The 25,807-nt window shown below is 31.4% G+C and carries 18 protein-coding genes; 7 read left to right on the top strand and 11 right to left on the bottom strand.

Annotation, left to right across the window (positions count from 1 at the left end):
• Positions 1–1,441 precede the first annotated feature (1,441 nt).
• On the top strand, positions 1,442–2,005 hold the full coding sequence (locus AC1Q8L_RS27430; protein ID WP_000726946.1) for a hypothetical protein: 564 nt from the start codon (positions 1,442–1,444) through the stop codon (positions 2,003–2,005).
• Between the two features lie 1,067 nt (positions 2,006–3,072).
• Here AC1Q8L_RS27430 and AC1Q8L_RS27435 read toward each other — a convergent pair.
• Positions 3,073–3,534 carry a hypothetical protein gene (locus AC1Q8L_RS27435; protein WP_225989880.1) on the bottom strand — a complete coding sequence of 154 codons (462 nt, stop codon included), beginning with the start codon at positions 3,532–3,534 and terminating at the stop codon, positions 3,073–3,075.
• A gap of 437 nt (positions 3,535–3,971) precedes the next feature.
• Between AC1Q8L_RS27435 and AC1Q8L_RS27440 the strand changes: the two genes are divergently transcribed.
• Entirely contained in the window at positions 3,972–4,202 is a 231-nt protein-coding gene (locus AC1Q8L_RS27440; RefSeq protein ID WP_000467338.1) for a helix-turn-helix domain-containing protein, read from the top strand.
• A 442-nt stretch (positions 4,203–4,644) separates the two neighbouring features.
• Entirely contained in the window at positions 4,645–5,619 is a 975-nt protein-coding gene (locus tag AC1Q8L_RS27445) for an NAD(P)H-dependent flavin oxidoreductase (RefSeq protein ID WP_029443194.1), read from the top strand.
• A gap of 144 nt (positions 5,620–5,763) precedes the next feature.
• On the opposite strand, the gene AC1Q8L_RS27450 is transcribed toward AC1Q8L_RS27445, so the two are convergent.
• The gene (locus AC1Q8L_RS27450; RefSeq protein ID WP_000167466.1) at positions 5,764–6,669 is read right to left on the bottom strand and encodes an Rpn family recombination-promoting nuclease/putative transposase; all 906 of its coding nucleotides are present in this window, start codon (positions 6,667–6,669) and stop codon (positions 5,764–5,766) included.
• Between the two features lie 314 nt (positions 6,670–6,983).
• On the opposite strand from AC1Q8L_RS27450, the gene AC1Q8L_RS27455 reads away from it, so the two are divergent.
• Positions 6,984–7,379 carry a DUF3221 domain-containing protein gene (locus AC1Q8L_RS27455; RefSeq protein ID WP_029443193.1) on the top strand — a complete coding sequence of 132 codons (396 nt, stop codon included), beginning with the start codon at positions 6,984–6,986 and terminating at the stop codon, positions 7,377–7,379.
• A gap of 144 nt (positions 7,380–7,523) precedes the next feature.
• Here AC1Q8L_RS27455 and scfB read toward each other — a convergent pair whose 3' ends face one another.
• From scfB to ald, 6 genes are all read right to left on the bottom strand, one after another.
• The gene (gene scfB, locus AC1Q8L_RS27460; RefSeq protein WP_098014668.1) at positions 7,524–8,930 is read right to left on the bottom strand and encodes a thioether cross-link-forming SCIFF peptide maturase; all 1,407 of its coding nucleotides are present in this window, start codon (positions 8,928–8,930) and stop codon (positions 7,524–7,526) included.
• A 60-nt stretch (positions 8,931–8,990) separates the two neighbouring features.
• Complete coding sequence (gene scfA, locus AC1Q8L_RS27465; protein ID WP_000821353.1) at positions 8,991–9,152, bottom strand: six-cysteine ranthipeptide SCIFF; 162 nt, start codon at positions 9,150–9,152, stop codon at positions 8,991–8,993.
• A 622-nt stretch (positions 9,153–9,774) separates the two neighbouring features.
• On the bottom strand, positions 9,775–12,390 hold the full coding sequence (locus AC1Q8L_RS27470) for a putative mucin/carbohydrate-binding domain-containing protein (protein ID WP_366559575.1): 2,616 nt from the start codon (positions 12,388–12,390) through the stop codon (positions 9,775–9,777).
• Between the two features lie 632 nt (positions 12,391–13,022).
• The gene (locus AC1Q8L_RS27475) at positions 13,023–14,405 is read right to left on the bottom strand and encodes an amino acid permease (RefSeq protein ID WP_061660510.1); all 1,383 of its coding nucleotides are present in this window, start codon (positions 14,403–14,405) and stop codon (positions 13,023–13,025) included.
• Between the two features lie 94 nt (positions 14,406–14,499).
• A complete protein-coding gene (tdcB, locus tag AC1Q8L_RS27480; protein WP_029442949.1) occupies positions 14,500–15,501 on the bottom strand; it encodes a bifunctional threonine ammonia-lyase/L-serine ammonia-lyase TdcB in 1,002 nt (333 codons plus the stop codon).
• Entirely contained in the window at positions 15,498–16,610 is a 1,113-nt protein-coding gene (gene ald / locus AC1Q8L_RS27485; protein WP_098329581.1) for an alanine dehydrogenase, read from the bottom strand. The genes tdcB and ald overlap by 4 nt, the downstream gene beginning before the upstream one ends.
• 663 nt (positions 16,611–17,273) lie before the next feature.
• Here ald and AC1Q8L_RS27490 point away from each other — a divergent pair.
• A complete protein-coding gene (locus AC1Q8L_RS27490; RefSeq protein ID WP_098312142.1) occupies positions 17,274–18,629 on the top strand; it encodes an APC family permease in 1,356 nt (451 codons plus the stop codon).
• Between the two features lie 175 nt (positions 18,630–18,804).
• Here AC1Q8L_RS27490 and AC1Q8L_RS27495 read toward each other — a convergent pair whose 3' ends face one another.
• The 3 genes from AC1Q8L_RS27495 to AC1Q8L_RS27505 form a co-directional block, all read right to left on the bottom strand.
• Positions 18,805–19,857, bottom strand: coding sequence for a Fic family protein (locus AC1Q8L_RS27495; RefSeq protein ID WP_098283005.1), 1,053 nt, complete (start codon positions 19,855–19,857; stop codon positions 18,805–18,807).
• Positions 19,858–20,424: 567 nt separating this feature from the next.
• Positions 20,425–21,369, bottom strand: coding sequence for an L-lactate dehydrogenase (locus AC1Q8L_RS27500; protein WP_001038829.1), 945 nt, complete (start codon positions 21,367–21,369; stop codon positions 20,425–20,427).
• 787 nt (positions 21,370–22,156) lie between these two features.
• Positions 22,157–23,005, bottom strand: a complete 849-nt coding sequence (locus AC1Q8L_RS27505) for a formate/nitrite transporter family protein (protein ID WP_098312141.1) — start codon at positions 23,003–23,005, stop codon at positions 22,157–22,159.
• A gap of 628 nt (positions 23,006–23,633) precedes the next feature.
• Between AC1Q8L_RS27505 and AC1Q8L_RS27510 the strand changes: the two genes are divergently transcribed.
• Together AC1Q8L_RS27510 and AC1Q8L_RS27515 are read left to right on the top strand one after the other, a co-directional pair.
• Positions 23,634–24,566: an FAD-dependent oxidoreductase gene (locus AC1Q8L_RS27510; RefSeq protein WP_001231611.1), complete on the top strand. Its 933-nt coding sequence runs from the start codon at positions 23,634–23,636 to the stop codon at positions 24,564–24,566.
• A 182-nt stretch (positions 24,567–24,748) separates the two neighbouring features.
• Positions 24,749–25,495, top strand: a complete 747-nt coding sequence (locus tag AC1Q8L_RS27515) for a C39 family peptidase (RefSeq protein ID WP_001188814.1) — start codon at positions 24,749–24,751, stop codon at positions 25,493–25,495.
• The last annotated feature ends 312 nt before the right edge of the window (positions 25,496–25,807 follow it).

The raw sequence follows: 25,807 nt of genomic DNA on the forward strand, positions 1-25,807 counted from the left end.
ATTCGTTTCAAAAACTTACACAGATTTCTTAACAATCCCGTTAACTTGTTTCGCCATGAACCTTCTTACCTCTTCTTTACATATTCTCTTGAACTACCCCCACTTTTACTTCGTTTAGAAGTGAGGAATTCCTAAGTAAAGAGTTCAATCGAACTCTAGTTGATTAGGCTGCCCCCGCAGTCCTTACGGTTAGAAGCCTTATTGCTTCATTTGATTACTTCTTTCATTTTCATACGATTAATTTTAAAATAGTTTGTTCCTCGTAAAATCAATCTACGAGGAGTCGAATTGATTAACAAAATGAAAATTTAGATTTTTATTTTGTTAATTATTGTCCATACACATTAATACCTTGTTCTTAATGAGTAAATTGGTTATTAAAAAGTGGTATTATAACTAATTCTAAATGCAAACATATTGTACAAGAATAAAAAAATATTTACTTCCAAAATCTATAGTATTGATTTATTTATCGATTAAAATACATCCCTTGTCAATTACTTGATGTATTTTAGATATTTATTTGATAAAAAAGAAGGATGAATGTTCAATCAACTGACACAACTACTTTTTAGGAAGTGTGTTATAGTTAATTCAGAATCAATACTGCATAGCAGCATTAATTCTCACCTATCTTTTATTTATTTGTTTTTACACCAACTTAAAGGAAAGACCAACTATATTTTTAGTTGGTCTTTCCTTTTGTTATCAGAATAAGATTAAGAATCACTTAGTTTATATACAAATTACTATTTATTTTACGATAATGTACATATACTTCCGATAGAATTCTACCGTCCCCTTGATAAAATATGAAAAATATAACTAGTTAAGATATCTTTCACAAAAAAATCCAAACAAAAAGAACTCGTAATATATAATTACAAGTTCTTTTTATCGTAACTTCAACACATTGGAACTATAAACTTGTAAACAACAACATTAGAGGAAGGGTGAATTATCCCTTTAAAATGATTATATAACTAATATTCATATTTTGAGATTGAAACCTTGAACATTTCGTTAATTTTAACGATTACTTTAATATTCTTCATTTTTAATTTACACAAACATTTATAATTATATATATTTAAATATAATTAAATAAACTAAAACTAAAAATATATGTGAAATTTTTTATATTTTTTTGATTTTAATAGAATATTTTATGATTATCATTTCATTTTCACTCTAATATTGCCATGTTTTTAGATTGCTATTAGAGTTTTACCTTCTAAAACTTACTTAAAATTGGTTAGTATTGAATACATTGACTGAAAATTGAGAAATCAAATGCATATTGATACTATTATCATATAAATTATCTGTCAGTCTAACTTCCATTACCCACAATAATGTTTTTCTATATATGTATAGAAATAATTTATCTGTCAGTAATTTATAGTTTATTATCATACATTAAAAAGGAGGAAGTAAAATTATGAAAAAGAAAATCATTACAGCAACTGCTCTGGCTGCAACATTAGCTACAGGTGCATTACCTACGACATCAGTATTTGCTGCTGAGACAGTTGCTCCTATCCAACAACAGGAATCACAAGTTAGTATTCAACCGTTTGCACAAAATAATCTAGAAACTGCTGTTCAAGCTGCATTAAATGGTCCCGAAGTAAAAAAAATAAAAGTATTTGAGCATGAATTTAATGTAAAAGAAATTGAAGTTGTGGATCGAGGTGCAGCTGGTAAAGATGTATACGGACAAATCTCTCATCATTTAAGCTTCCGTCCAGATGATCAACTTTACTATAAATTCACAAAAAAAGATGGTGAGGTAACGGGATTCGAATTTCATATTGATAGAGGCGGCTGGACACCAATTGTAGCTCCACTTTTATCAATTCTTGCTGCATATAACGGAATTCCTGTTAATCCAAATGATTTAAATTCACTCGGTCAACAGCTTGGAAAAGTTATCGATGGAAGTTGGGAACATGCAGGACAATCTATTGCTACTGCAGTTAGTTTAAGCTTTAATGAGAAATAAGCTTGTAGGTATTATTTAGGCTTACAGAGAAGTATTATTCTCAAATTTTTCTAAAATGATATTATATGTAACATGTCTATTTCTAACTTTAATGCAGTAATACGAGTGAGACTCTCCCCAAAAGTCTTTTGATCTCAGATATGGAATGCATATAATTTTGCCACATAATTTCTTAACAAATAAAAACCTATGTTAATTAAAATTAAGAATCATGTAGATCTTACTAATTTCAGTAATTCATTGTACTTTGGAAAACAGACGTCTAGTTTAAGACTTCTGTTTTCTTTGTATAAAGTAGATCCTCCTATTCTTTCTCACAACTAAAAGACTATTATAATAATAATTTCAATAACTACTCATAAACTCCATACATACTACAGATTATGTTTGTATGCTACATATATCAATAGAAAGGGATGATATATGTTGCTGACAATTTATATAATATACCTGTTTTTATCAATTGCTATCATGCTATTCTTATTTACAAGCACACTCGGTTAATTTTATTGATTATATCAAGCTCACTTCTTTCCATCAAAAAAGCAAAAAGCAACAATAGAAAAGGTATTTAAAATCCACTCTTTAACCAATTTCCATAATATTTTATTACTTAGTATTCAATTGAAAATAATAGTTGGTTAAGGTTTAATAACTGCTTACAACACAATTAAAGGCTAAGCTCATCACCACGGATTATAACTGTAAAAGCATGTATGACAATATTTCACTTCCAATTATCAACAAACATAATAAGGTACAGAAAACATCCTTTTAGTATAAATTTCTATGAGGTATCTAACAAATGAAAATAGAATCTGCCTTACTACGCCCTCAAGCCAAGTTTTGGTGTTCTATGAACTTTTGCCTACAGAATTAATATTTTGATACGCTTGCCAAATAATTCTTAATGAATAAATATATCTCACCGACATTTTTTAGCAAACAAATGAAACTCATTTTTAAATAAAAACGCCATCCTTCCTATAGATTTCTATAAAAAGAATGACGCTTTCTATTAATTATAAGCATAAATTCATCTTAGGTTGTTGGTAATATAAATAGACTTATTCCCATGCAGCAAATGCTACATAATCTTCTTTACCATATTTGTTTTGATATTCATCTGCTTGAATTATATCAACTTCTCCAACATGGTCTGGCTGAAATCCCGTTCCATCTCCATTATCAATAGGTTTCACTAGAGAAACTAACATACGTCCCGTAACTTCAGATTCTTTAGAAGTTTGCTTCAATGGAAGACCGTTAGATTTAAGATATTGCTTTTGTTTCTCGGTAAGTTTAAGTACTGCTGCTTCTGAAATATCTGTGTTCTTTTTACTTTGCTCAAGCTTGTCCATTTCTGATTGTTTTGCGGCTTCTTCTGCCTTACTCTTTTCAAGCTTGTCCATTTCTAATTGTTTTGTGACCTCTTCCGCCTTACTTTTTTCACTACAAACTGATAACTTAACAGCTGGGTAGAAAGTGGTGAGTATACTGGACCAGATATGACTGATTTCAGATTTCACATTTTTTGTCATTATTTCCTTTCATCATATCTAAAACAGATTTATATGCTTAGTGACAAGGTCAATCAAGCTATATAAGCAGATAATCCATTCTACTCATTCGCCATATTATGCATAATAATCTATAAAATACGTATCTATAAATTAAAGATCTAAAAAAGAAAAAATCTGAAAATCCTTCTGACGTAAGGAGTTTCAGATTTTTTTATTTTAGTAATACCCTTTGCAACAAGTTGCCATTAGGATAGTGTATCAGCAACTTGTAGCTATTACTATGAATGCTAGATTCCTCAAAATTATTCCATATTTTTTCATTATATTTATATTATTCTATGCTTTGTTCTAAATTATAATTCCATATTTATGGACAAAAGTTTAAATTTATGGAATTTTGTACAAGCTATTTATACATCATTCTTAATTAGGAGGGATTCTTTATGTTTGGTCTAGGAAAAAAAAGAACTTCATTTGGTGAGTATTTAGATCACAGAGGAATCAAACAACAATGGCTTGTACAAAGAACTGGATTAAGTAAATCTCTGATAAGTGATTTAGCAAATAAAAAGGATCGTATTCCCACTTTAACATCTGCAACTAAAATCATTAGAATACTAAAAAAATTTGATAAGCATATTGATTATCAAGATTTTTGGAATATTGATATTTAAAACTTCTAGAATGTACTACACATCTAATTGTCTCTAATCCAATCGTGTAGATTACTAAAAACATAGATTTTTTCCTTTACAACTATTGATTATTTAACACTTATAATACAAAAATTACTTTTATTAAAAAGCATATAAACTTCTATTTAGCTCTGTTCATATCCCCGCTTAAAATAATTAATGATTACATCCCACTTCATTTTTGACAAATCAATTTTTTAATAACATTTTTTGTTAGAAAATCTAAATTTCGTTGTTTTTTATCCAGAATCCTTAATATACATTTGATATTATTCTAAAATTTATAGCGCACTATTCGAACATTTTGTGAAAATCATCAAAAAACATCACAAACTACTAGTAGCAGGTATTAATTTCCTGTGTTTGTTCCAAACACCGTGTTAAACTGAAGGGGTTTAACAGATCTACTCTAATAACATTAATGAAATGGGGTATTTACTTGAACTTTCCACAATTAAAAATCGGGCATATGATGCCAAAGGTCCCAATTCTACAGGGAGGAATGGGCGTAGGCATTTCATTAAGTAAACTTGCATCTGCAGTTGCAAATGCTGGAGGAATTGGGATTATATCAGGAACTGGTATTTCCATAGATGAAATGAGAATGCATATTAGGAAGGCGAAAGAAAAGATTCGGAATACTGGTTATATTGGAGTAAATGTCCTTTTTGCAATGAATGATTTTGCTGAAAAAATGAAAGCAGCCATTGAGGAAAAAGTTGATTTCATCATATCTGGTGCTGGCATTTCACGAGATATGTATACTTGGGGGAAAAATGCCGGCATACCAGTTATTTCAATAGTATCCTCAGCCAAACTCGCTAGATTATCTGAACGCTTGGGTGCGGCCGCTGTTGTAGTAGAGGGGCATGAAGCAGGAGGACATCTGGGTACCGATCGACCTTTATTCGATATATTACCGGAAGTAGTTGCAGCAGTCAAAATTCCCGTAATTGCTGCTGGAGGAATTATGACTGGGAAAGATATTGCTCGTGCCTTAAAAATGGGTGCATCTGGTGTGCAAATGGGTACAAGATTCGTTGCAAGTAATGAGTGTGACGCACCACTATCCTTTAAGGAAAAATATATAAATGCTCGATTAGAAGATACCATATTAGTCAAAACAACTGTCGGGCTCCAAGGTCGTGCGGTTAAAAATAACTTTACTAAATTAATAGCTGATAATAATAAAAAGATAAAAATAAAAAAGTGTATAAATTGCTTAAAAAACTGTTCTTATCGTTTCTGCACGCTAGATTCTTTGATAACCTCTATGGATGGTGATTGTGAAAATGGTCTTGTTTTCGCAGGTGCACGAGTAAATGAAGTCAAAGAGATATTGCCCGTCCAAACAATTATTAACAATATTATGATGGAATATAGAGCATGTATTTAAGGTAGAATCCATGTAAGTTTTTTAAAAGATATTTAATGTTGTAAATTCTTATTTTCCTGACGATACATCAACTAATAATTATACTCCGGACATTATTGGTCATAAAAAAGAACACCTACAAATGCTGTAGGTGTTCTTTTTTATTTATAATTGGATAATTTCTCTTATTTCTTCTATAGGTAACTTCGTAAATTTGGCAATATCCTCTACAGACATTCCGTTTTTATACATACCACATACCAATTGTATACGTTCGGCTTTTTTGCCTTCTTCAATACCCTTTTCAATACCTTTTTTGATTCCTTGCTCCTCTGCGTGAGCAAACTTTGCAGCTTCATCCATTAGGGTTTTTTCCCTCGCTTCATAGGCTTGTCGGAATGTCGAATCTTGACTCATTCGCTCCCACTTATTCATTGCTTTTTGTAAAATCGGATCTTGATTCATCGCAATGTCCTCCAATGTTTGAGTTAAGTGTTCATCTTCATTTGCCGGAAGTAATAACAGCCAACGAACAAATGAATCTTCCCACGGATTAACTTTCTCTTCCCGCCATTGTTCCATTAGTTTAGGAAGCTCTATAACATGAATCTCTATATCATCACTAAACTGCTTTTGCTGTTGTACATTCCATAGCTTTCCCGTTGTATGAAATTCCTCATATTCGGGAAAAAGTACGAAGTTTAACAAATTAATAGTAATTGTTTTACTAAGAGAGCTGTAAGGCATCCCTTTTTGTAACTGTGAAGTATATAATTTACCCCAGTAATACAAACTTCGTTTAATCATGTCGTGATTATTATTCAGCTGAATTTCTACGTTTACTTTAGTACCTGTGTCTAATGTGGCTGAGACATCTAAAATTGATAATTTATCATCCTCGTGTTCTCGATGTAAATGTGGATCCTCTAATTGTAGTGACATAATAGGTGATTCTAATGAATTCTTTAGCATGGCATTTAAAAATGTGATAAGAATATCCTCACTACCACTTGTCCCAAATAATTGCTTAAAAGCAAAATCAATTCGTAAATTTACTAATGACTTGGTCATGACTTTCCTCTTCCTGTCTAAGAAACTCTCTTTTCTTTATTGTACATAAAAATTAGGTAATCATGCAAATAGGAACATTTACAAAAGATAGCGCTATCATTCTTTTCAAAAATATATATTCACTAGAAGATAGAGGTAAAATTAATAGTTAATTTGGTGAATTATAACATATATTATCTTTAAATAATACCCATTTGAAAAAACAATGGATTATTTGTGACATAATTGTTAAATTTAGGGATATAAAAAAGGCTTTCTATATAAAAAATAGAAAGGTGATGGTGTACGGATAAAATATAAGGGGGATTTATATTATGTTTTCAAAAAAACAAAAATTAGTAACAGTGGTTACCACTCTGACGCTAGGATGTGGATTAGTTTTCGGATTAACTCCTACTTCCGCAGATTCTATAAGTAATCCTACGCCTATTAAGGAAGAACAAGTAAGAATACAGATACCTTTTACTGGATATGTTATTTCAGCAGATGATAATTATTTAGTTGTAGCTAACACTAATACAAAAGAGGAGGCACTTTCTTATCAAAATAATTGGTGGGAATTAGCTTCTCAGAATAAAATTTTACGTGTTCCTATTACTAGCAAGGATAACTATAGCGTAGGTGAAAAACTAAATATATTTTCCGTAGGATGGACTCACTCTATTCCACCAATCGCTGTTATGCCTGTTATCGAAAAAATAATTGAATAAATTATATATTTTTTACAAAAGAAGATAGCCATTACAAATGGCTATCTTCTTTTAAACTCATTTATTCTAAATTGGACTAAAGAATTCTTGTTTGTAACTATCTTTATAAATTTATGCTATAACAACACTTGTGCACTTTTTTATTTACTGAACCATGCCTTGTTCTTCCTTCTTCATAGCTCTAATGGATTGAGCTACTTTAACCATCATAGAACATTCTATTCTCTTTCGGAAGATTTTACAGCTGAACTCATGTGTTCCCTTAAGAGAACCCGTTGCATGTATTGTATTAGCTGGACAACCGCCACTACAGTAAAGCTGTGCCCAACATTCCTGACATTCCGGTTTTGAATAGCAATTACTTTCCTTAAACTGAGACTGTATCTCTGCTTTTATAATGCCATCCCATATATTCCCCATACTATATTCTTCTTCTCCCACAAACTGATGACAAGGAAATATCTCCCCCCACGGGGTAATAGCTAGATATTCAGTCCCTGAACCGCAACCAGAAATTCTCTTTTGAACGCACGGACCTTCTGAAAGGTCGAGCATGTAATGATAAAATGTAAAACCATTTCCTTTTTCCTCACGGTTTAGCATTTCTTTCGAGAGAATTTCATACTGATTGTAAATTTCCAGCAGGTCTTCTTCACAGAGCGCATATGGTTCTTGGGGATTACAGATAACAGGTTCCATTGAGATTTTGTTAAAACCTAAGTCAGCGATGTGATAAATATCATTGGTAAAATCAACATTATTATGGGTATAGGTTCCACGTACATAGTATTCTTTATCTCCACGCTTCTCAACAAACTCCTGGAATTTTGGAATGATATGATTATAGCTACCTTTCCCATTGACAGTTTTACGAAGATAATCATGAACTTTTTTTCTTCCATCAAGGCTTAATACAACATTGTGCATTTCTTGATTTAAGAATTCAGTAATTTCATCATTAAGCAGCATACCATTTGTAGTAAAGGTAAAACGAAAAGTTTTTTTGTACTCTTTTTCTTTATTTCTTGCATAGGCGACAATCTGTTTGACAGTTTTCCACGCCATGAGTGGCTCCCCACCAAAAAAATCAACATCGAGATTTCGATGATTACCTGAGTTTTCTAATAGAAAATCTATGGCTCTTTTTCCAACTTCAAAACTCATTATGGCTCTATTTCCATTGTATTTTCCTTGGCTAGCAAAGCAGTATTCACACGACAGATTACATGTATGCGCGACATTAAGGCAAAGAGCTTTTACATAAGTGGGACGATTTATCAAATCAATTGAAAGGTCCCTATAATCATCTTCGGTAAAAAGCTTCCCATCTCTTTTTAGTTCTTCAATATCCGCAATTGTTTCTCGAATTTCCTTCTTGGAAACGTGGAAATCATATTTATACTTTTCCTGCATTATTGACAGGATTTCTTCCATAGGAGTATTCTGATATAGCATAATTATTTCATAAGCAAGATCATCAACGACATGTACGGATCCGCTATAAGTATCTAACACGATATTGTATCCATTTAATTTATATTGATGAATCATACTGGATAACCAAACTCCTTTTTCATAAAGATTGCCACCTAAATAAAATATAATTGAATACTATACTTCTTGTTTCCTATTTATTGTATTTTCACACTTTTGATTTGCAACTCCACATGAGGTTTTACAAGCAGACTGACAAGATGTCTGACATGCACCACACCCACCATGTTTTATAGTATCTTGCAGTTTACAAGTGCTCAGTGTTATAATTCTTTTCATTGTTTATAACCTCCTTTTGAAATAATTTTGAAGAACTAAGGTATATGTTTGTGATTTTTTTCACAATTATATACCTTAGTTCTTCAATTTCCCACAAATTGTTACTAATATCCTTATATATTAACGAATTACTTTATTTTACGTTCCTTTCTTTTAACCTTAATTTAAAATATCACGAGAAGGTTGAATATTATCCATTTAACAGTTACATATCGCAAAGCTACATATAGAATAATATTTATTGTAATTATTTATACATTCACAAATACGGTACGTGAAATTGCAACATTTATCTTATAATAAATATGGGCGTTTATAACTTTGTGCTACAACTATAAAAAGTCAATCCCATTGGAATTGACCTTTTATAAACTGTGGCAACAGAAGGATGTCATAAAACTAGGATTTGATATTGTAGCATTTCATTTGTGAAAAGTATAACATGATTAACTAAGAATAGATGTGTCAATCCTTGGAACATTAGCTATAACTTGATTTTTTGAGTATATATAATAGTTAGTGGGCTATAGAATTCATCCTATATCACTATTAATAATTAGCGTTTTTTAATAATAAAAAAGGATGTCTAAAAAAATTCTATTTTTTTGGACATCCTTTTTATCTATTTTATTAATAATCCTGTAGGAGTAACTTGATATGTTTTTTTCTTGCCTACAAATTCCTGTTTACTATTCTCAAGATTAGTAAGTGTGGCACGGGTCTTTTCCTTCTGTGCTTCTCCCTCTATATGAGTAAACTCGATATAATCCCCTACCTTAACTGGAACGGTTTGGCTTTCAGCATTTTGTTGTCTATTTCCTACAATTTCTTTATTGTACAATATATTGCCCGATGAGTTTTGAACTTTAATGCTTGCATACGTACTAGTAAAATAGGAATGGGGGATACCCGCTTCTAATTTAATCTGCATTTTTTCTGTTGCTTTGTTATACTCTACTTTTGCGATTTCTCGATCATTATATCCCTTTAAAGACCAGTTAAATTGATTTCCATCTAAAACTGTCGTTTCTGGCATTTTTTCTACTTTCTTCAGGCCTTCTTTTGTAACTTGATATCTTGCTGTCTTTCCAATGGTTTCATTTTTGTTATTTTCAAGGTTAATTAAAGTCGCTCTCGTCTTTTCCTTTGTTGCTTCCCCTTCTATATGAGTAAGTTCAATGTAATCACCTATTTTAACGGGCACAGTTTGGCTTTCAGCATTTTGTTGTTTATTTCCCACGATTTCCTTATTGTACAGAACGTTGCCAGAAGCATTCTGGACCTTAATACTCGCATACGTACTAGTAAAGTAGGAATGGGGTACACCTGCTTCTAGTTTTACCTTCATCTCTTCTACTGTTTTATCATAATTTACTTTTGCAATTTCTCTATCACTATATCCTTTTAATGACCATGCAAATTGATTTCCATCTAAAATTGTTGCTTCTGGCATTTTTTCTACTTTCTTTAGACCTTCTTTTGTAACTTCATATATGGCTTTTTTTCCAAAGCTCTCTTGTTTACTATTATCTACATTTGTGAGAGTAGCTCTATGCACACCTTCTAGATGTGTTAACTCTATATAGTCTCCTACCTTGACCGAAACTTTTTGTGATTCAGCATTTTGTTGTTTGTTTCCATAAATCTCTTTGTTATAGACCACTTTACCTGCTGTGTTTTGCACTTTAATACTTGCATATGTACTATCAAAGTAGTTATGTGGTACACCTGCTTTTAAATCAATTTGCATTTCTTCTGTTGATTTATTTAAATTTACTTTTGCGAATTCAAAATCTCCAATCCCTTTCAGCGACCATGCAAACTGGTTTCCTTCTAAAATATTATTTACATTAGGCATATCTGGTTTAATTGGATTAGAATCCGTCCCCTTCCAAATCTCTGCTGTTAAAACTGGATATCCTAATGCAGCTACTTTTTGAATGGTATCGTTATTTGGACGTAATCCCCACTTCTCAAAGAAAGGAATCAAATTTTGTTTGGCTACTTTTGATGCTGAAATCATAAATAATTGTTTTTTATTTTCATCAGTTTGTGGAAGTTCACTTGAAGGCATGTCTCTATACAATTGATGCAATTTAGGATAGAAATCCTCTCCATACGCTAACTGTAGTTGCCAAAGCATGACAAGCTTTACAAAAACATCGCTAATTTCATCATAATTTTTATTCACTTGCTCTAGATATTGAAATGCTTTTGGATAAATTCCACTTTTCTCTAAGTTGGATGGTTGATTAAATGCTTTTTCTACAGAAAGGCTGTATATATTATTTTGTACTTCTGTCATATTATAAAACTTCCAGGGCGATTGTTGTCTCAAATGTCCTGCCTCATGCCAAGGGCCCCAGCCATCTGTTATGAATTTATTAATATCTAACACGTATTGGATTGCATCTCCTACATATGCTGTTCGATAAGAAGTTGCATACATATAATAATCAGGAGAATGATTTTCTTCTACGTAATGAACATAATGTTTATCTACTTGTTCTTCAGATAATCCAGCTACTTTGTCTTGAATTCGAGTAGCTTCATCCATCTTTTTTAAGAGTTGTACAGGATCTGTATTAGAACCCAACAAATATTTCTTAACACGTGCAGGGGTGGCCGTAATTAATACACGTTCGCCTTTTAACTCCACTGCATGTGCATTTGGATATTGGTCCAGCATGTTAATTAAATCTTGTTTCGTATGCTTTCCTAGTTCAAAGAAAGGCGTAGTCGTTCCGCCTGTTGTAATTGTTGTTCGAATGGTACCACCTTGTTGTTTATTATAAAAATAAATCATCCCCCCATTTGGAGATTGGATTGTGTTTATACCAGGTTTTAATGTAAATGATTTTATCTTTGAATCTTCTCTCCAAGAAGCATCATACGAATACGTTCCAATATATACCTGAATATCTTGATTACCTTCCACATTAATCGTTATTTGTTCATTTGGCTTTGCATATAAACCAGTTGGTTCATATGGACTAAATGCCATACTTTTTCTTTCCTGTTGTTTCAGTACCTCAACATCCCCTTTTCCTGGGACTGTAAATGTTCTATTTTCTGATTTAACTGATTTTTCACTTTGCAGTGATGTCGATAAATTTTTTTGCTGCTGCGTTTCCTCTGCAAAGACATCTGATGAAGAAGTCATTCCAGAAGCAATTATAGTTAATGTTGCAGTAGCTACTAGTATTCTTTTGGTTTTATACTTTGATTTATTCCCCATAGTATCTCCCTCTCATTTCCTTGATCAATTTAATAGTTTTGGTTTCTTTAGCATGTACTTACGTGCAAAAACAGTTCATGAACTTGTATTTATTACTTTTGTACATAGTCCTCCCTTATTCTATTTATAATTATATTTTGATATTATTTTATGACACATATTAATACAACTTTATAAAATATCAATCAATAATGAGCTTTTATGTTTTGATTTGGTATTCTTAACTATCTTATAAATCAAATAAATTACATAAAGGTATTCATTTCGTATGAATAATACTTTAAATCAAATTATTTTCAGATTAATAATTCACAAAAAATTAATATTATGTAAAATCCTATCAAGGAAATAAATACAAATTGATTTGTCATATATACATTGAAATCACTAAGACATTTACTATCATCCGAATAATTAATTCCTTTTTCTATTTCAGTTTAATTTTTTAAGTTATTAGGAGATAAAAAAGCGAATCTATTTTGAAAATAGATTCGCTTTTTTACGTATAACATAAACTTTCAAGTTCTTTTAATTGAATTTTTTATAAAAAGAAAAGGTACTTCCCAAAAGAGAAGGATCCTACTTGCTCAAACATGTAGGTCGTGATAACTTTTGTCTCTAATATATCTCATTTATAGTTTGTTTAATTGACTATGTCTTTTAGAATACATAAAATATACTATTATCCCTATAAATAACCAAATGCCGAAATAAACCCAGGTTTTTAAAGGTAGATTTACCATTAAAAATAAGCAACATGTTATTGAAATAATCGGTAAAATTGGTACCAGTGGTACCATGAAACCACGTTTTAAATTTGGATGTGTTTTACGAAGAATAATAACTGACACACCAACCATCGCAAATGTTAATAACGCTCCAATATTCGCTAAATTCGATAATTCTTTTAAATCGATAAATCCAGCAATTAAAGCACTACCAATACCTGTTAACCAAGTTGAGAATACTGGTGCTTCTGTCTTCTTATTAATTTTCGCAAACGATTTTGGTAATAAACCGTCACGACTCATCGCAAAGAATACACGTGTTGTTGCATAAATGTAAGCGAAAATTACAGCCATAATACCAATTACAGCTCCAATTGCGATTATACCCGCTACTTTATCTTGTCCTACAACTTCTAATACGTAGGCCATTGCTTCTGGTACATCTAATTCCTTATAAGAAACCATACCAGTCATAACAAGGCAAACTATAACATAAATAATTGTACAAATAACTAGCGAAGCAATAATACCAATCGGTAAATCACGTTGTGGATTTTTTACTTCTTCAGCAGACGTTGCTAACGCATCAAATCCTAAAAAGGCAAAAAATACTGCAGCTCCTCCGGCAAAGATTCCGCTTATACCATAAGGTGCAAACGGGATCCAGTTTTCTGGTTTTACGTAAAATATACCAACTGAAATGAATAAAACAACAATACCAATTTTTATTAATACCATTGCGTTATTCACTCGCTTACTTTCTTTCGTTCCTTTTGATAATAACCAAGTTAATAACAAAGTAATGATTACTGCTGGTAAGTTAACGATTCCACCTTGTGTTGGAATTGTTAAAAGTGATTTTGGTATCTCAATCCCAAACCCGTTTAATAAGTTTTGAAAATAGCCTGTCCATCCACCCGCTACTGCGGCAGTTGTAACTATATATACAGACAATAAAGTCCATCCCATTAAGTAGGCTACAAACTCACCAATCGTCGCATATGAATAGGTGTACACACTACCAGATACTGGAAGAGCGGATGCGATTTCCGCATAACATAGGGCTGCAAACCCACAAACAATTGCAGCAATCATAAATGAAAAAATAACTGCTGGACCCGCATCTCTTGCAGCTACTAATCCAGTTAATACAAGTACTCCTGTACCAATTATTGCACCAATCCCTAGCATGGTAAGATCAAATGCTCCCAATGTTTTTGTCAAAGTCTTACTTTCACCATCTTCTAATAATTTCCTTACTGATTTTTTCCTAAATAAGTTGGCCATAACACACGCCTCCATTTATTAAAAAAGGAGCTAAGATATCGTCTCCTAGCTCCCCTTAAGTAAAATAATTTTATTTTATAAGATTATTCAATCGTTATTTTACCTCATTGGCAACAAAGAAATGCTCACATACAGTTGAAATACGTTTTAAATCCACATTGCCACCTGAAATAACCGCTACTACTTTTTTACCTTGTACATATTTATCAACTTTGCCTGCCAGAAGTGCGGCTGTGGCTAACGCTCCCGCTCCTTCTACGACAGCCTTTCCGCGTTGCAATAAGTCTTTCATCGCTACTTCTAATTCTTCTTCCGATACAGTTACAATTTCATCTACTAGGTCTTTTACAATTTCAAAAGTTAAATTTCCTGGTATTTTTACCGCACAACCATCCGCTATTGTTGGTGCTTCATAGTGTTCTAAAATTCTCCCCGCATCATAAGAAGCTTTCATTCCATGAACATTATCTGCTTGAACCCCAATAATATTAATGGAAGGATTAAATGATTTCAGCGCTACAGCAATTCCTGAAATAATTCCTCCTCCACCAATAGGTACAATAACAGTATCAACATCCCACATATCATCCAGAATATCTAACCCAATTGTCCCTTGGCCAGCCATTACTTCTACATCATCATATGGATGTAGGTATGTTTCGCCTGTTTCTTTTATAATCTCTTCACACTTCGCTTTTGCATCATCAAACGTATCACCGTATAAAATAACTTCAGAACCATATCCTCTCGTCGCATCCACTTTAGCTTGCGGTGCAGAGGTTGGCATCACAATTTTACTTTTGATTCCTAGTAAATGGGAAGATAGTGCAACACCTTGTGCATGATTTCCAGCTGAACAAGCGATTACACCACGTTCTTTCTCTTCATTTGTTAGTTGGGAAATTTTATTAAATGCACCACGAAATTTAAATGAACCCGTTAACTGCATGTTTTCCAGCTTTAAATAAATTTCTCCACCCGTTTTACTAGTTAAATAGAAAGATTTAACCAAAGGTGTTTTTCGGGCATTTACATCAAGAATTTCTTTGGCTTTTTTAATGTCAGTGATATCTAACAATACTTTTTTGGTAATCATACTAACACTTCTTTCAATTCTTTAAAGTCCAAACCTAGCGTCATACCTAAATTTTCGTAGGTAATAATACCTTTATATACATTTACCCCAGATGCTAATGATGATTTATTTTGAATTGCAATTTCTAATCCATCTTTAGAAATTGCTAATAAATACTCAATATTTCCATTTGCCAACGCCATAGTTGAAGTACGTGGGGTGGCACCAGGCATATTTGGTACTGCATAATGAATTACGTCATGTTTAATAAATACAGGATTATCATGAGTTGTATAATGATCAATAGTTTCTACTGTACCACCTTGATCTATTGCGATATCCACAATGACACTTCCTGGCTTCATAGATTGAACCATATACTCTTTAACAATTTTAGGAGGGCGAGATCCTGGTATTAAAATTGTTGAAATAAATAAATCTGCTTCTTTAATCGTTCGCTCTAGATTTTCAGTATTAGATTCAATTATATTTACTTCTTCTGTTGCGTATTGCTTTCTTAAATATGCAATTCTTTCTTGATTAACCTCTAGGATTGTAACACTACATCCAATTCCAATTGCCATATCACAGGCATTAGTTGCAGCATTCCCTCCACCTAGGATTACAACTTTTCCGGCTGGGATTCCCTCAATACCTGATAATAAAATCCCCTCTCCTTGATGTTGTTTTTCTAAATAATAAGCTCCCATAAATACCGCACGTCTTCCAGCAATTGCACTCATAGGTTTTAATAATGCTAAATTTCCATCCTCACTAATAGTTTCACCAGCAATCGCAGTAGTACCAGCATTTCTCATTGCTTCTACACACTCTTTCGACGCAGCCAGATGTAAAAAGCCCCAAACGATTAGATCCTTTTTAAAGTAATGGTATTCTGCAGGTAGTGGTTCTTTTACCTTTACTACCATATCAACATCCCATGCCTGGCCTTGATTTACTATGCTTGCTCCTGCACTTATATATTCATCATTTGTATAACCAGAACCTAATCCAGCATCTTTTTGTACTAAAACTTCATTTCCAGCTGAAACTAATTTTTGAACATTTTCTGGAGTCATCCCTACACGAGCTTCCCCTTTTTTTATCTCTTTCACTACACCAATTTTCATATCTACACATCCTTTTTTAGAGTGAGTTATAAATTAAATTAATTATTGTCAGATAAATATAAGATTCTAAATATTCATCCTTGCAATATTTTTCAAATATAATTTAATTTATAACATTGGATTGCACCTACAAGATACCATTAGTAAAAATAAGAGGTCAACAATTTTGTGAAATATTTCACAAAATGTTTTATTTAGTTGTTTTTCTATATTTTATATCGAAAATATGATTGAATCCCTCAATACTTTGTGATATTCTTCACAAGAATATATCTTCTCTTTTGAATTTCGATTTACCATTTTACTATATCACGATATTAAAATACCTCATTTATTCTTATTATTCATATAAAAGAAATCTCGTTTTTAACTTCATGTTTCGGGTTAAATTAAAGAATTTCTTTTAATGTATAATTCATTGAATTTTACTCGCCTCAAATCATGTGAAATTTTTCACATGATTTGAGGCGAAATTAAACTTTCTTTACTTATACGTTTAATTTCTTTTTTATTTAGTATCTGAAATGTATTCAAATTCTCTAGCTGGTAAGGATGAGGGGCGGCTATTTGTATGGATACAGGATATACTATCAAATAATTTAACAAACAGGATAAAGAATTCATAAGAGAATTTATATATTTTTCTAATTGGGAGTGATTATTTTGTCACAACAACAACTAAAAAAGGATATTGGTTTCTTTGCAGCATTAACCACAGTTATTGGTACCGTTATCGGCGCCGGAGTATTTTTCAAGCCCACTGCATTATATGGAGTAACAGGAACAGCTAGCCTAGGATTACTTGCATGGGTAATTGGTGGTATCTTGACCGTTTGCGCAGGACTAACTGCTGCTGAACTATCTGCCGCTATTCCTGAAACGGGGGGAATGATGGCATATTTAAAGAGGACTTATGGAAACTTAACTGCTTTCTTGCTTGGCTGGGCACAAACTGTCATATACTTCCCTGCAAATATTGCAGCTCTTGCTATTATTTTCGGGACACAAACGGTTAGTTTATTTGGCCTAAATGTTAATGAACACAAAATGCTAATTATCTCAATTGCAATTATCACAGCAACATTTGTAACTCTTATGAACTTTTTAGGAGCTAAAGCAGCTGGTGGAATCCAAATGGCTTCGACTATATGCAAATTGGTTCCATTAGCATTGATTATTATTTTTGGATTACTACACAAAAGTGACGTTACTTTTCAGCTTTTTCCAATTGAGGCAGGGCCGAACAAATCTATGATATCTGCCCTTGGATCTGGTTTACTCGCAACAATGTTCGCCTATGATGGATGGATTCATGTAGGGAATATTGCTGGAGAAATGAAAAACCCTAAAAAAGACTTACCTAAAGCAATCGTATTAGGATTATCAACAGTAATGGTTGTTTATTTATTAATTAATGTCGCGTTTCTAATGGTCATGTCTGCAACATCGCTCGCAGGTACTGATACACCCGCTTCTCAAGTAGCTACAATTCTTTTTGGAGCTATGGGAGGAAAACTAGTTACCATTGGCATTTTAATTTCCGTATTTGGAACGATTAATGGTTATATTATGACAGGAATGCGAATTCCTTATGCCATGGCTATTGAGAACAAACTACCATTTAGTAAATGGTTTGCTACACTATCTAAAAATAGTCGGGTCCCTTATAATTCTGGTCTATTTATGCTATTTATTTCAATTATTATGATGGCCGTCGGCGGATTCAATACTCTTACTGATATGTTGGTATTTGTAATATGGATATTCTACACAATGACATTCCTTGCTGTATTTATCTTACGAAAAAGAGAACCTGATCTTGTACGACCTTATAAAGTTCCATTGTATCCTTTTATACCATTAGTTGCTATTATTGGCGGATTGTTCATTGTTATTAATACCTTATTCACTCAACCTCTACTAGCTTTATGTGGAATAGGTCTAACAGCACTCGGCCTCCCTATTTATTACACTATGCGTAAAAAGGTACAATTTGGTTTAGAAAATCATAACGAGTAGACCAGTCTTTCTTAAAGATGTGATACAAAATTTTATGATTAGATTGCAATTAATAAATAGTCTATTTTACTTCTTTATCCTTCTAAAAGATACATTAGTCTAACAAATAATAAACAAGGAGAACCCTTTTTGGGTTCTCCTTGTTTATTATTTGCCAGTGTTCTAGTTTTTTACCCTAAGTTAATTTACGCTTTATCCATGTTGCATTCCTACCTTTAGAAACCAATTTAATATATCCCTGTGAATTTAAAGCGTGTAATGTTTTATTTATAGTACTTTCACTTATGTCTGGATGCATGTTTCGAATATTTTCTTTAGTAAAAGGATGATTTTGCCTGTCTATGTATTTCTCAATTCTTTTTCTTTTAGTATGAGTGCTTATACAATTTTTTATTAAATTACCTAATTCTTCATATGCATCTAAAACAATATCTAAAAAAATTTTCATCCAGAAAACTACATTATGATCTCCTTGATGCCAATTAGCTGCAGATTTATACAGAGCATCATAATAATCTGATTCATATTTTTTAAAATATTTCTCTATACATGTATATTTTACAAATGTATATCCACTTTCAATTAATAACCATTGAATTAATATTTTTGCTAACTTGCCATTCCCTTTATTAAATGGATAAATACATAGGAAATTTAATATAAATTGAGGAATCAGTAGGAGCGGATGAAAATTCCCTTTAGCCCTTAATGTATTATATTGTTCGCATAGCTGATACAAATATTGCGGAACCATATCATATAAAACAACTGTACTTAATTTGGATTGATTATTTAACATTGGAATACACGATAATACAAGTTCGTTTTTTCTCCAATTACCACTTTCAGACGTTGAATAATTCAGTAATTGGAAATGCAGTTCTTGAATTGTTTGTGGTTTAATAGGCAGTTTGTGATTTTCTTTTTGCACAAGTTCTAATGTTTTGCAATAACAAAATAAAGCGTCCTCTTCCAATGTTTGAGGGCTAACATGATTAGAAACAAATTTTTTCAACTGTTTATTTGAGAATGTAAACTTGTCATATATATTAGGAAAAGTTTTAATATATTGTAGGGATATACTCTTTTCCAAAAGATTAAAGATCTCTGGTTTTTGAGTTTGATATGCTGATATTTCTCCTTTATATTCACTGATTTTACTTATAATATTTATTAGTTCCCTTTTAAATTCTAAATTTGTATATTTTTCTTCAAAGAAATTTCTCATCTCGTTCCCTCCTTTCCCTACGGTTTATTGCCAACTTTGTATGCTCCATAATCCCCCTAATTTTCACATTTCCTACTGTATGCCTATTGTTTTATAAATGCCCATTAAGGATGTAATTAAACGGTAGCCAGATGCACACAGGGACCGCTCTCTTCTTATTAATGTATGTATTAGATTGCTAATGTTAATTAATAAATAAAAAGGCACTCTCTTAAATTTTTAAAAAAGTGCTTTTTATTTAATCAAATTTGTCTGCATTTAGTGCCTTAATAGAAAGTATACACAAAAGGTATCAATCCATTGTGAAAGACATAACATATTTAGCTATAAATAGTTATGTTGATTCTAAAAATGTTCAATCTTGATATGTTATGAACTAATATCATGAAGGCCATTAACTTCTTAATAATGTTTATAAAATGATTCTTTACAAGGCGAAAGTACTGTATTTCAGTTTAAACAAACATTTTTCTATAGTATTTAATTTCAGATTACATTAGATTAGATACATTTAAACTTTTGCCAAGCATTTATATATCCGACATAATATAATAAGATAAATTCACCTTATAGTATTGGTGACATAGTTTCTTTTAATGTATGTACAGAATGATTAAAGTTAAACTTTTCTTCCTCATTTAACTCAATTTCTATAATTTCCCGAATACCTTGACGATTTATAACAGCAGGAACTCCTATATATACATCATTATGACCATATTCATTTTCAAGGTATGCAGATACTGTTAATACACTATTTTCATGATGTAGAATTGCCTTTGTGATACGTAATAAAGACATTCCAATTCCATAACAGGTTGCTCCCTTACGTTCAATTATATGATAGGCCGCATCACGTGAACGAACAAAAATTTCGTCTAAGTCACTTTGATTATACTGACTTTTATTTTCTAAAATGGTTTGTAGCTTTTGAACGCCAACTGACACATGACTCCAAACCGGAAGCTCCGTATCACCATGTTCACCAATTATATAAGCATGAACATTATGAGAATCGATTTCAAAATATTCTCCTAACATGTAACGGAAACGTGCAGAATCAAGTGTTGTACCTGAACCAATTACGCGTTCTTTCGGCAATCCAGATTCTTTCCAAGTTACATATGTTAAAATGTCCACTGGATTTGTTGCAATTAAGAAAATACCATCGAATCCGCTTGACATGACATTACGTATAATTTCTTTAAAAATCTTAGTATTTTTTTCAACTAAGTCTAAACGTGTTTCACCTGGTCTCTGTGGCAATCCGGCTGTTATTACAACAATTTGTGCATCTTTACAGTCCTCACAGCTACCCTTCCATACTTTTGTTGGTGATGGTGAAAAAGGAATTGCATGACTTAAATCCATTGCTTCTCCTTCTGCTCTTGCTTCATTTACATCTACAAGAACGAATTCTTCTGCCAACCCCTGATTAATCATACAATATGCATAACTACACCCTACGGCCCCTGTACCAATTAAAACTACACGATTAATATTTTTATTCATTTATAGATCCCTCACTATTTATGTTATGTTTTTGTGCATTGTTGTTATTCTAATAAAAAGAGATTTAATTGATTTTGAATAAACAAATAATGAACTCGAAATACATTAATGTTCAATACCACATAGTTAAACTTAAATTCCTTTTCATATGTATTTCCAGCAAATATTGCTCCAACATTATTTCTTATTTAACTCAAAAAAATATTATGTATAGCTTCACTAGATAAGATAATTTTTCTTTATCTACATTTCAAAGATTCTTTGATATTCTGTGAAAAATCTAGTTTATACATCTAGTTAAATAAAATTGTTAACGCTTACATTTTTATTAAGATTCACTAACGGATTATCACTTTTCATAATGACATTCATGCTTATATTATCTTCATTCAAATCTAATTACTGCAAATTTTTATTTTGTATATCGAAGGTTATTTCACCTATTTTAGCAATCCCCCCCTAAAAGCACTTCTATACCAAACAAACTTTTTCAAAATTCATTTTCTAGTAAACCTCCCACTGATTTTTTAGAGTTTTCTGTAATAAATTCGACATGTGATCTTGCATTTTATATTAACAAATTTAGGTCACATAAGTTGTGAATGTTTTTTGTATATTTCCCTTCCCTTATATGTCTAACAAAAACAAATAATATATTTTATAAAAGAAAAAAATATATTTAAAAGAATTATTAAAACGGTATTTCCGGCTAATTAGGCCAACTGATATAAAAATAACATTCAAAATAATTATGTTATTTTTATACGAAAATGATTATATTAGTAGCTTAAATTTTTATTTGTGTTTGTAATGGGATGTTTTCCTCACATTGAGATTCAACTAAATTGCCCTTCTGTTCAGCTGTAGGGTTGTTTTGGGTTATATAATGATATACCATGCCAACAAATACAGATCCACCAATAATATTTCCAATTGTAACTGGAATTAAATTATAAATAGCCCCACTAAAAGAAATAGTATTGGGATGTGGCGATACCAGGGAGATTGCAAATAGCGATAAATTTGCAATGCTATGTTCATATCCAGATAAAAAGAATGTAAAAACCAATAACATCATAACAATTATTTTTGCTGTATCCCCTTTTACTTGAGAAGGAAGGAAGCATGCTAGACAAACAAGCCAATTACATAAAATAGCTTTGAAAAATAGCTGTATTGTCGGTGTATTCATTTTTACTTCAACAACATTACTTATCAAATGTTCATATTCAATTTGATCAAAAATACCAGTACCATAAAATAATAACGCAAAAAATATTGCACCTACCAGATTACCTAAAAAACAAGCACCCCAGTTACGACAAGTATCTAAGACCGTTGTTTTTTTTCGTAAGGTCGAAATTGTAAAATACATTGTATTCCCAGTAAATAATTCCGCTCCACCATATATTATTAATATAAGTGCAATTCCAAAAAATAAAGAAGCACTTAAATAAGTTGCAGGTGAATTTAAAACGTGAAAAAAATCCCCTAATTTAAAACATAATACTATAATAAATCCAATATAGATGCCGGCTAGTAATGCACGAACAAAATATTGTATTGGGTTTATATCTAATATTTGTTTCTTCTTTTGTGCAAGTTTTATAGCATCAGCTATCCCTTGTTCTAACATAAAATTACACACTCCTTTAGTTCATGGTTATTATAAATAATCCTAAGAATAAGCTACATGTTTCAATATTCACTTTCAAGATTTTGTTCAATATTTCACAAAATAAACATACTCACTTTACAAAATGATTCAAATGATGTGCAATCTGCTATATTCACTAAATCCTAGAAGGTGCATAATACACGAATATACCTAGTGAATATAGAATAAAAGAATAATTAATCTGGTATAAAAAGTTTTAATTTATCATGTTTAGGAAAAGCACTCCATCTTAATTTTTACTTACTTGTATAGTGACCTATCAGGAAATTATTCGCATTTATACATAAAAAAACTTTAATTATAAGGTTACAGTGTGTTTGTATGCGTTATTCTTTAAAAATTGAAGAAATACTACTAGCAGCAAACATATTCAACATTTTCCATCTGAAATATCTTAGTAACATTTTTAAAATTCCCTCTAACCTATGAGTTTAATGGGATCATCTTTGTATCTCATTACCCGAATAAAGATAATTTGTGACATATTTTAAAATAAACTATATATCAAGCAATCTGCTTTTTAAAATTGTTATAATATGAACGAACATCTTTGCTCAACACTTCACAATCGAAAGGAGAAATTGATATGAGAAAACGAAAACGCTTAGTAATAATCGGTAATAGTATATCTAGTTTACGCTGTATTGAAGAGATTTTAATACAAAATCCTAATATGTATAGCATTTCTATTTTCAGTGATGAACTCTATCCTCTCTACAATCAAATAAACACTATTTCATTACAATTAGATATTAAAAATAGAATACAAAAGCAATATAATTGGTACAAACAACATAATATTAAGCTTTTTACAAACGAAAAGGTAATAGAAATTGATCGTGAGGACGAGGTCATTGTTACAGATAAACGCCGTATTGTTTTCTACGATAAACTCATCATTGCAACAGGATCTACTGCTTTTATTTTTCCCGTTAAAGGACTGCAATTATTGGGAGTAAATAAACTTAGAACAACTGAAGAAATTCAATTTCTATTAAATATTAAGAAGCATGCAAAAAAAGCTATCATTATTGGTAATGGCATGCTCGGTCTAAAAATTGCACAAAATTTATTTGATTTTGGAATAGACGTCCACGTAGTTCATTTCAGTTCACACTTAATGGCAAAACAAGATATCTTGGCTTGTTCATTACTATGTAACAAGCTAAAAGCAAAAGGGATTCAATTTCTCATGGAAAAAAACACGGTTAAAATCCTAGGTACAGACTATGCAGAGGGGATCCAATTCGAAGATGGCACTATTAAAAAATACGATTTAATTGTAATACCTATTGGTAGGCGACCTAATACACATTTAGCAAAAAAAGCTGGCTTATATGTTAAACGTGGCATAGTTGTTAATAAGTATATGCAAACAAATGATAAATTAATTTATGCAATTGGTGAATGCACTGAACACAATGGTATTACATTAGGATTTCCAGCCCCCCTCCACGCACAAGCTACTGTATTAGCCGAGCATATAACAAATGTACAGACAAATACTCTTTTTGCATAATTTCTTAGTTAATTAAAACTAATTCTTTATAACTTTTATCTAAAAAACTCTTCTTAATAATTGTTTAAGAAGAGTTTTAAACCTTTGAAAACGTGTTAAAGAGAACACTGTAATATTGACACATTTGCAACCCCGTTACGTATTAAATTAAAGTATTAATTTAATTAAGGAGACATATTAAAATGCAACGACACAAAAGTATTTATCTATTAATTATTTTATGCACGGTATTATGTATAATAACTCTAGTCCATAAAGGTGAAAATAATAGCGTTAAAAATACAACATATGAGATGGATAAACTTGTTAAAATTGATGAAAAAAAACTATCTTCTAAAGAGAATAATCCTTTAGAAGTCCCTTTGATTTTACAAAATCCAGAATTAGAACGTGGATGCGAAGTTACAAGTTTAGCAATGCTTTTAAATTTTAACGGTCTATCCGTTAATAAATTAGAGTTAGCTGAAAATATTAAATATGTACCTTTTCAAAACAATGGATTGATGGGAAATATGGACGAAGGATTTGTTGGAGATATGTATGACATAGATATGCCTGGTTTAGGTGTGCATATTAAGCCGATTTTAGAGTTAGCCAAATTATACATATCAGAGAATTGTATTATAGACTTAACCGGAAGTAATCCTGAGGATTTATATAAAGCAATTGATAAAGAACACCCTGTTTGGATTTTAACAAACGCGAGCTTTCGCAAACTACCTGATTATGAATTTCGTACTTGGAAAACAAATATGGGTGAGAGACAGGTTACATACCGTCAACATAGTGTTTTACTAACTGGATACACCGATCAATATGTATACATTAATGATCCATTAGATACGGAAAAAAATAAAAGAATTGATAAGAAGGATTTTGAAGAAGCATGGGTTCAATTAGGCAGACAAGCCCTAACTATCATTCCTTAAAAAAACACAGAGCTATAAGATTTGAGATAAACTTTAAATTACTAATTTCTCATTATATAATTATTATATAATAATCCCTATTTTACACGAGAATCACTAACGTTATTTAATTATATAAAATTAAAGGACACACCTATACCATTAAGTGGTACCTAAGGTGTGTCCCTCGCATAAATCAAAAATATAAGATAAAATAATTTGAAATTTATTTTTTAAGTTTGATGATAAGGCATGTGATATTTTGCGGCTCAAAAAATCCATACCTTATCAATTAAACCGATTGGTAACACATATTCCCTTTTTCGTGTTTTA

It is taken from the genome of Bacillus sp. GW823-FHT06A11, assembly GCF_058795355.1.

What these genes read in the sequence shown, in the direction of transcription:
- AC1Q8L_RS27515 (WP_001188814.1), top strand. Translation starts at nt 24,749, where the DNA reads ATGCAACGACACAAAAGTATTTATCTATTAATTATTTTATGCACGGTA.
- AC1Q8L_RS27495 (WP_098283005.1), bottom strand. Translation starts at nt 19,857, where the DNA reads ATGAGAAATTTCTTTGAAGAAAAATATACAAATTTAGAATTTAAAAGG.
- AC1Q8L_RS27510 (WP_001231611.1), top strand. Translation starts at nt 23,634, where the DNA reads ATGAGAAAACGAAAACGCTTAGTAATAATCGGTAATAGTATATCTAGT.
- AC1Q8L_RS27440 (WP_000467338.1), top strand. Translation starts at nt 3,972, where the DNA reads ATGTTTGGTCTAGGAAAAAAAAGAACTTCATTTGGTGAGTATTTAGAT.
- AC1Q8L_RS27505 (WP_098312141.1), bottom strand. Translation starts at nt 23,005, where the DNA reads ATGTTAGAACAAGGGATAGCTGATGCTATAAAACTTGCACAAAAGAAG.
- AC1Q8L_RS27455 (WP_029443193.1), top strand. Translation starts at nt 6,984, where the DNA reads ATGTTTTCAAAAAAACAAAAATTAGTAACAGTGGTTACCACTCTGACG.
- AC1Q8L_RS27450 (WP_000167466.1), bottom strand. Translation starts at nt 6,669, where the DNA reads ATGACCAAGTCATTAGTAAATTTACGAATTGATTTTGCTTTTAAGCAA.
- AC1Q8L_RS27430 (WP_000726946.1), top strand. Translation starts at nt 1,442, where the DNA reads ATGAAAAAGAAAATCATTACAGCAACTGCTCTGGCTGCAACATTAGCT.
- AC1Q8L_RS27500 (WP_001038829.1), bottom strand. Translation starts at nt 21,369, where the DNA reads ATGAATAAAAATATTAATCGTGTAGTTTTAATTGGTACAGGGGCCGTA.
- AC1Q8L_RS27470 (WP_366559575.1), bottom strand. Translation starts at nt 12,390, where the DNA reads ATGGGGAATAAATCAAAGTATAAAACCAAAAGAATACTAGTAGCTACT.
- ald (WP_098329581.1), bottom strand. Translation starts at nt 16,610, where the DNA reads ATGAAAATTGGTGTAGTGAAAGAGATAAAAAAAGGGGAAGCTCGTGTA.
- scfB (WP_098014668.1), bottom strand. Translation starts at nt 8,930, where the DNA reads ATGATTCATCAATATAAATTAAATGGATACAATATCGTGTTAGATACT.
- AC1Q8L_RS27445 (WP_029443194.1), top strand. Translation starts at nt 4,645, where the DNA reads ATGAAATGGGGTATTTACTTGAACTTTCCACAATTAAAAATCGGGCAT.
- scfA (WP_000821353.1), bottom strand. Translation starts at nt 9,152, where the DNA reads ATGAAAAGAATTATAACACTGAGCACTTGTAAACTGCAAGATACTATA.
- tdcB (WP_029442949.1), bottom strand. Translation starts at nt 15,501, where the DNA reads ATGATTACCAAAAAAGTATTGTTAGATATCACTGACATTAAAAAAGCC.
- AC1Q8L_RS27475 (WP_061660510.1), bottom strand. Translation starts at nt 14,405, where the DNA reads ATGGCCAACTTATTTAGGAAAAAATCAGTAAGGAAATTATTAGAAGAT.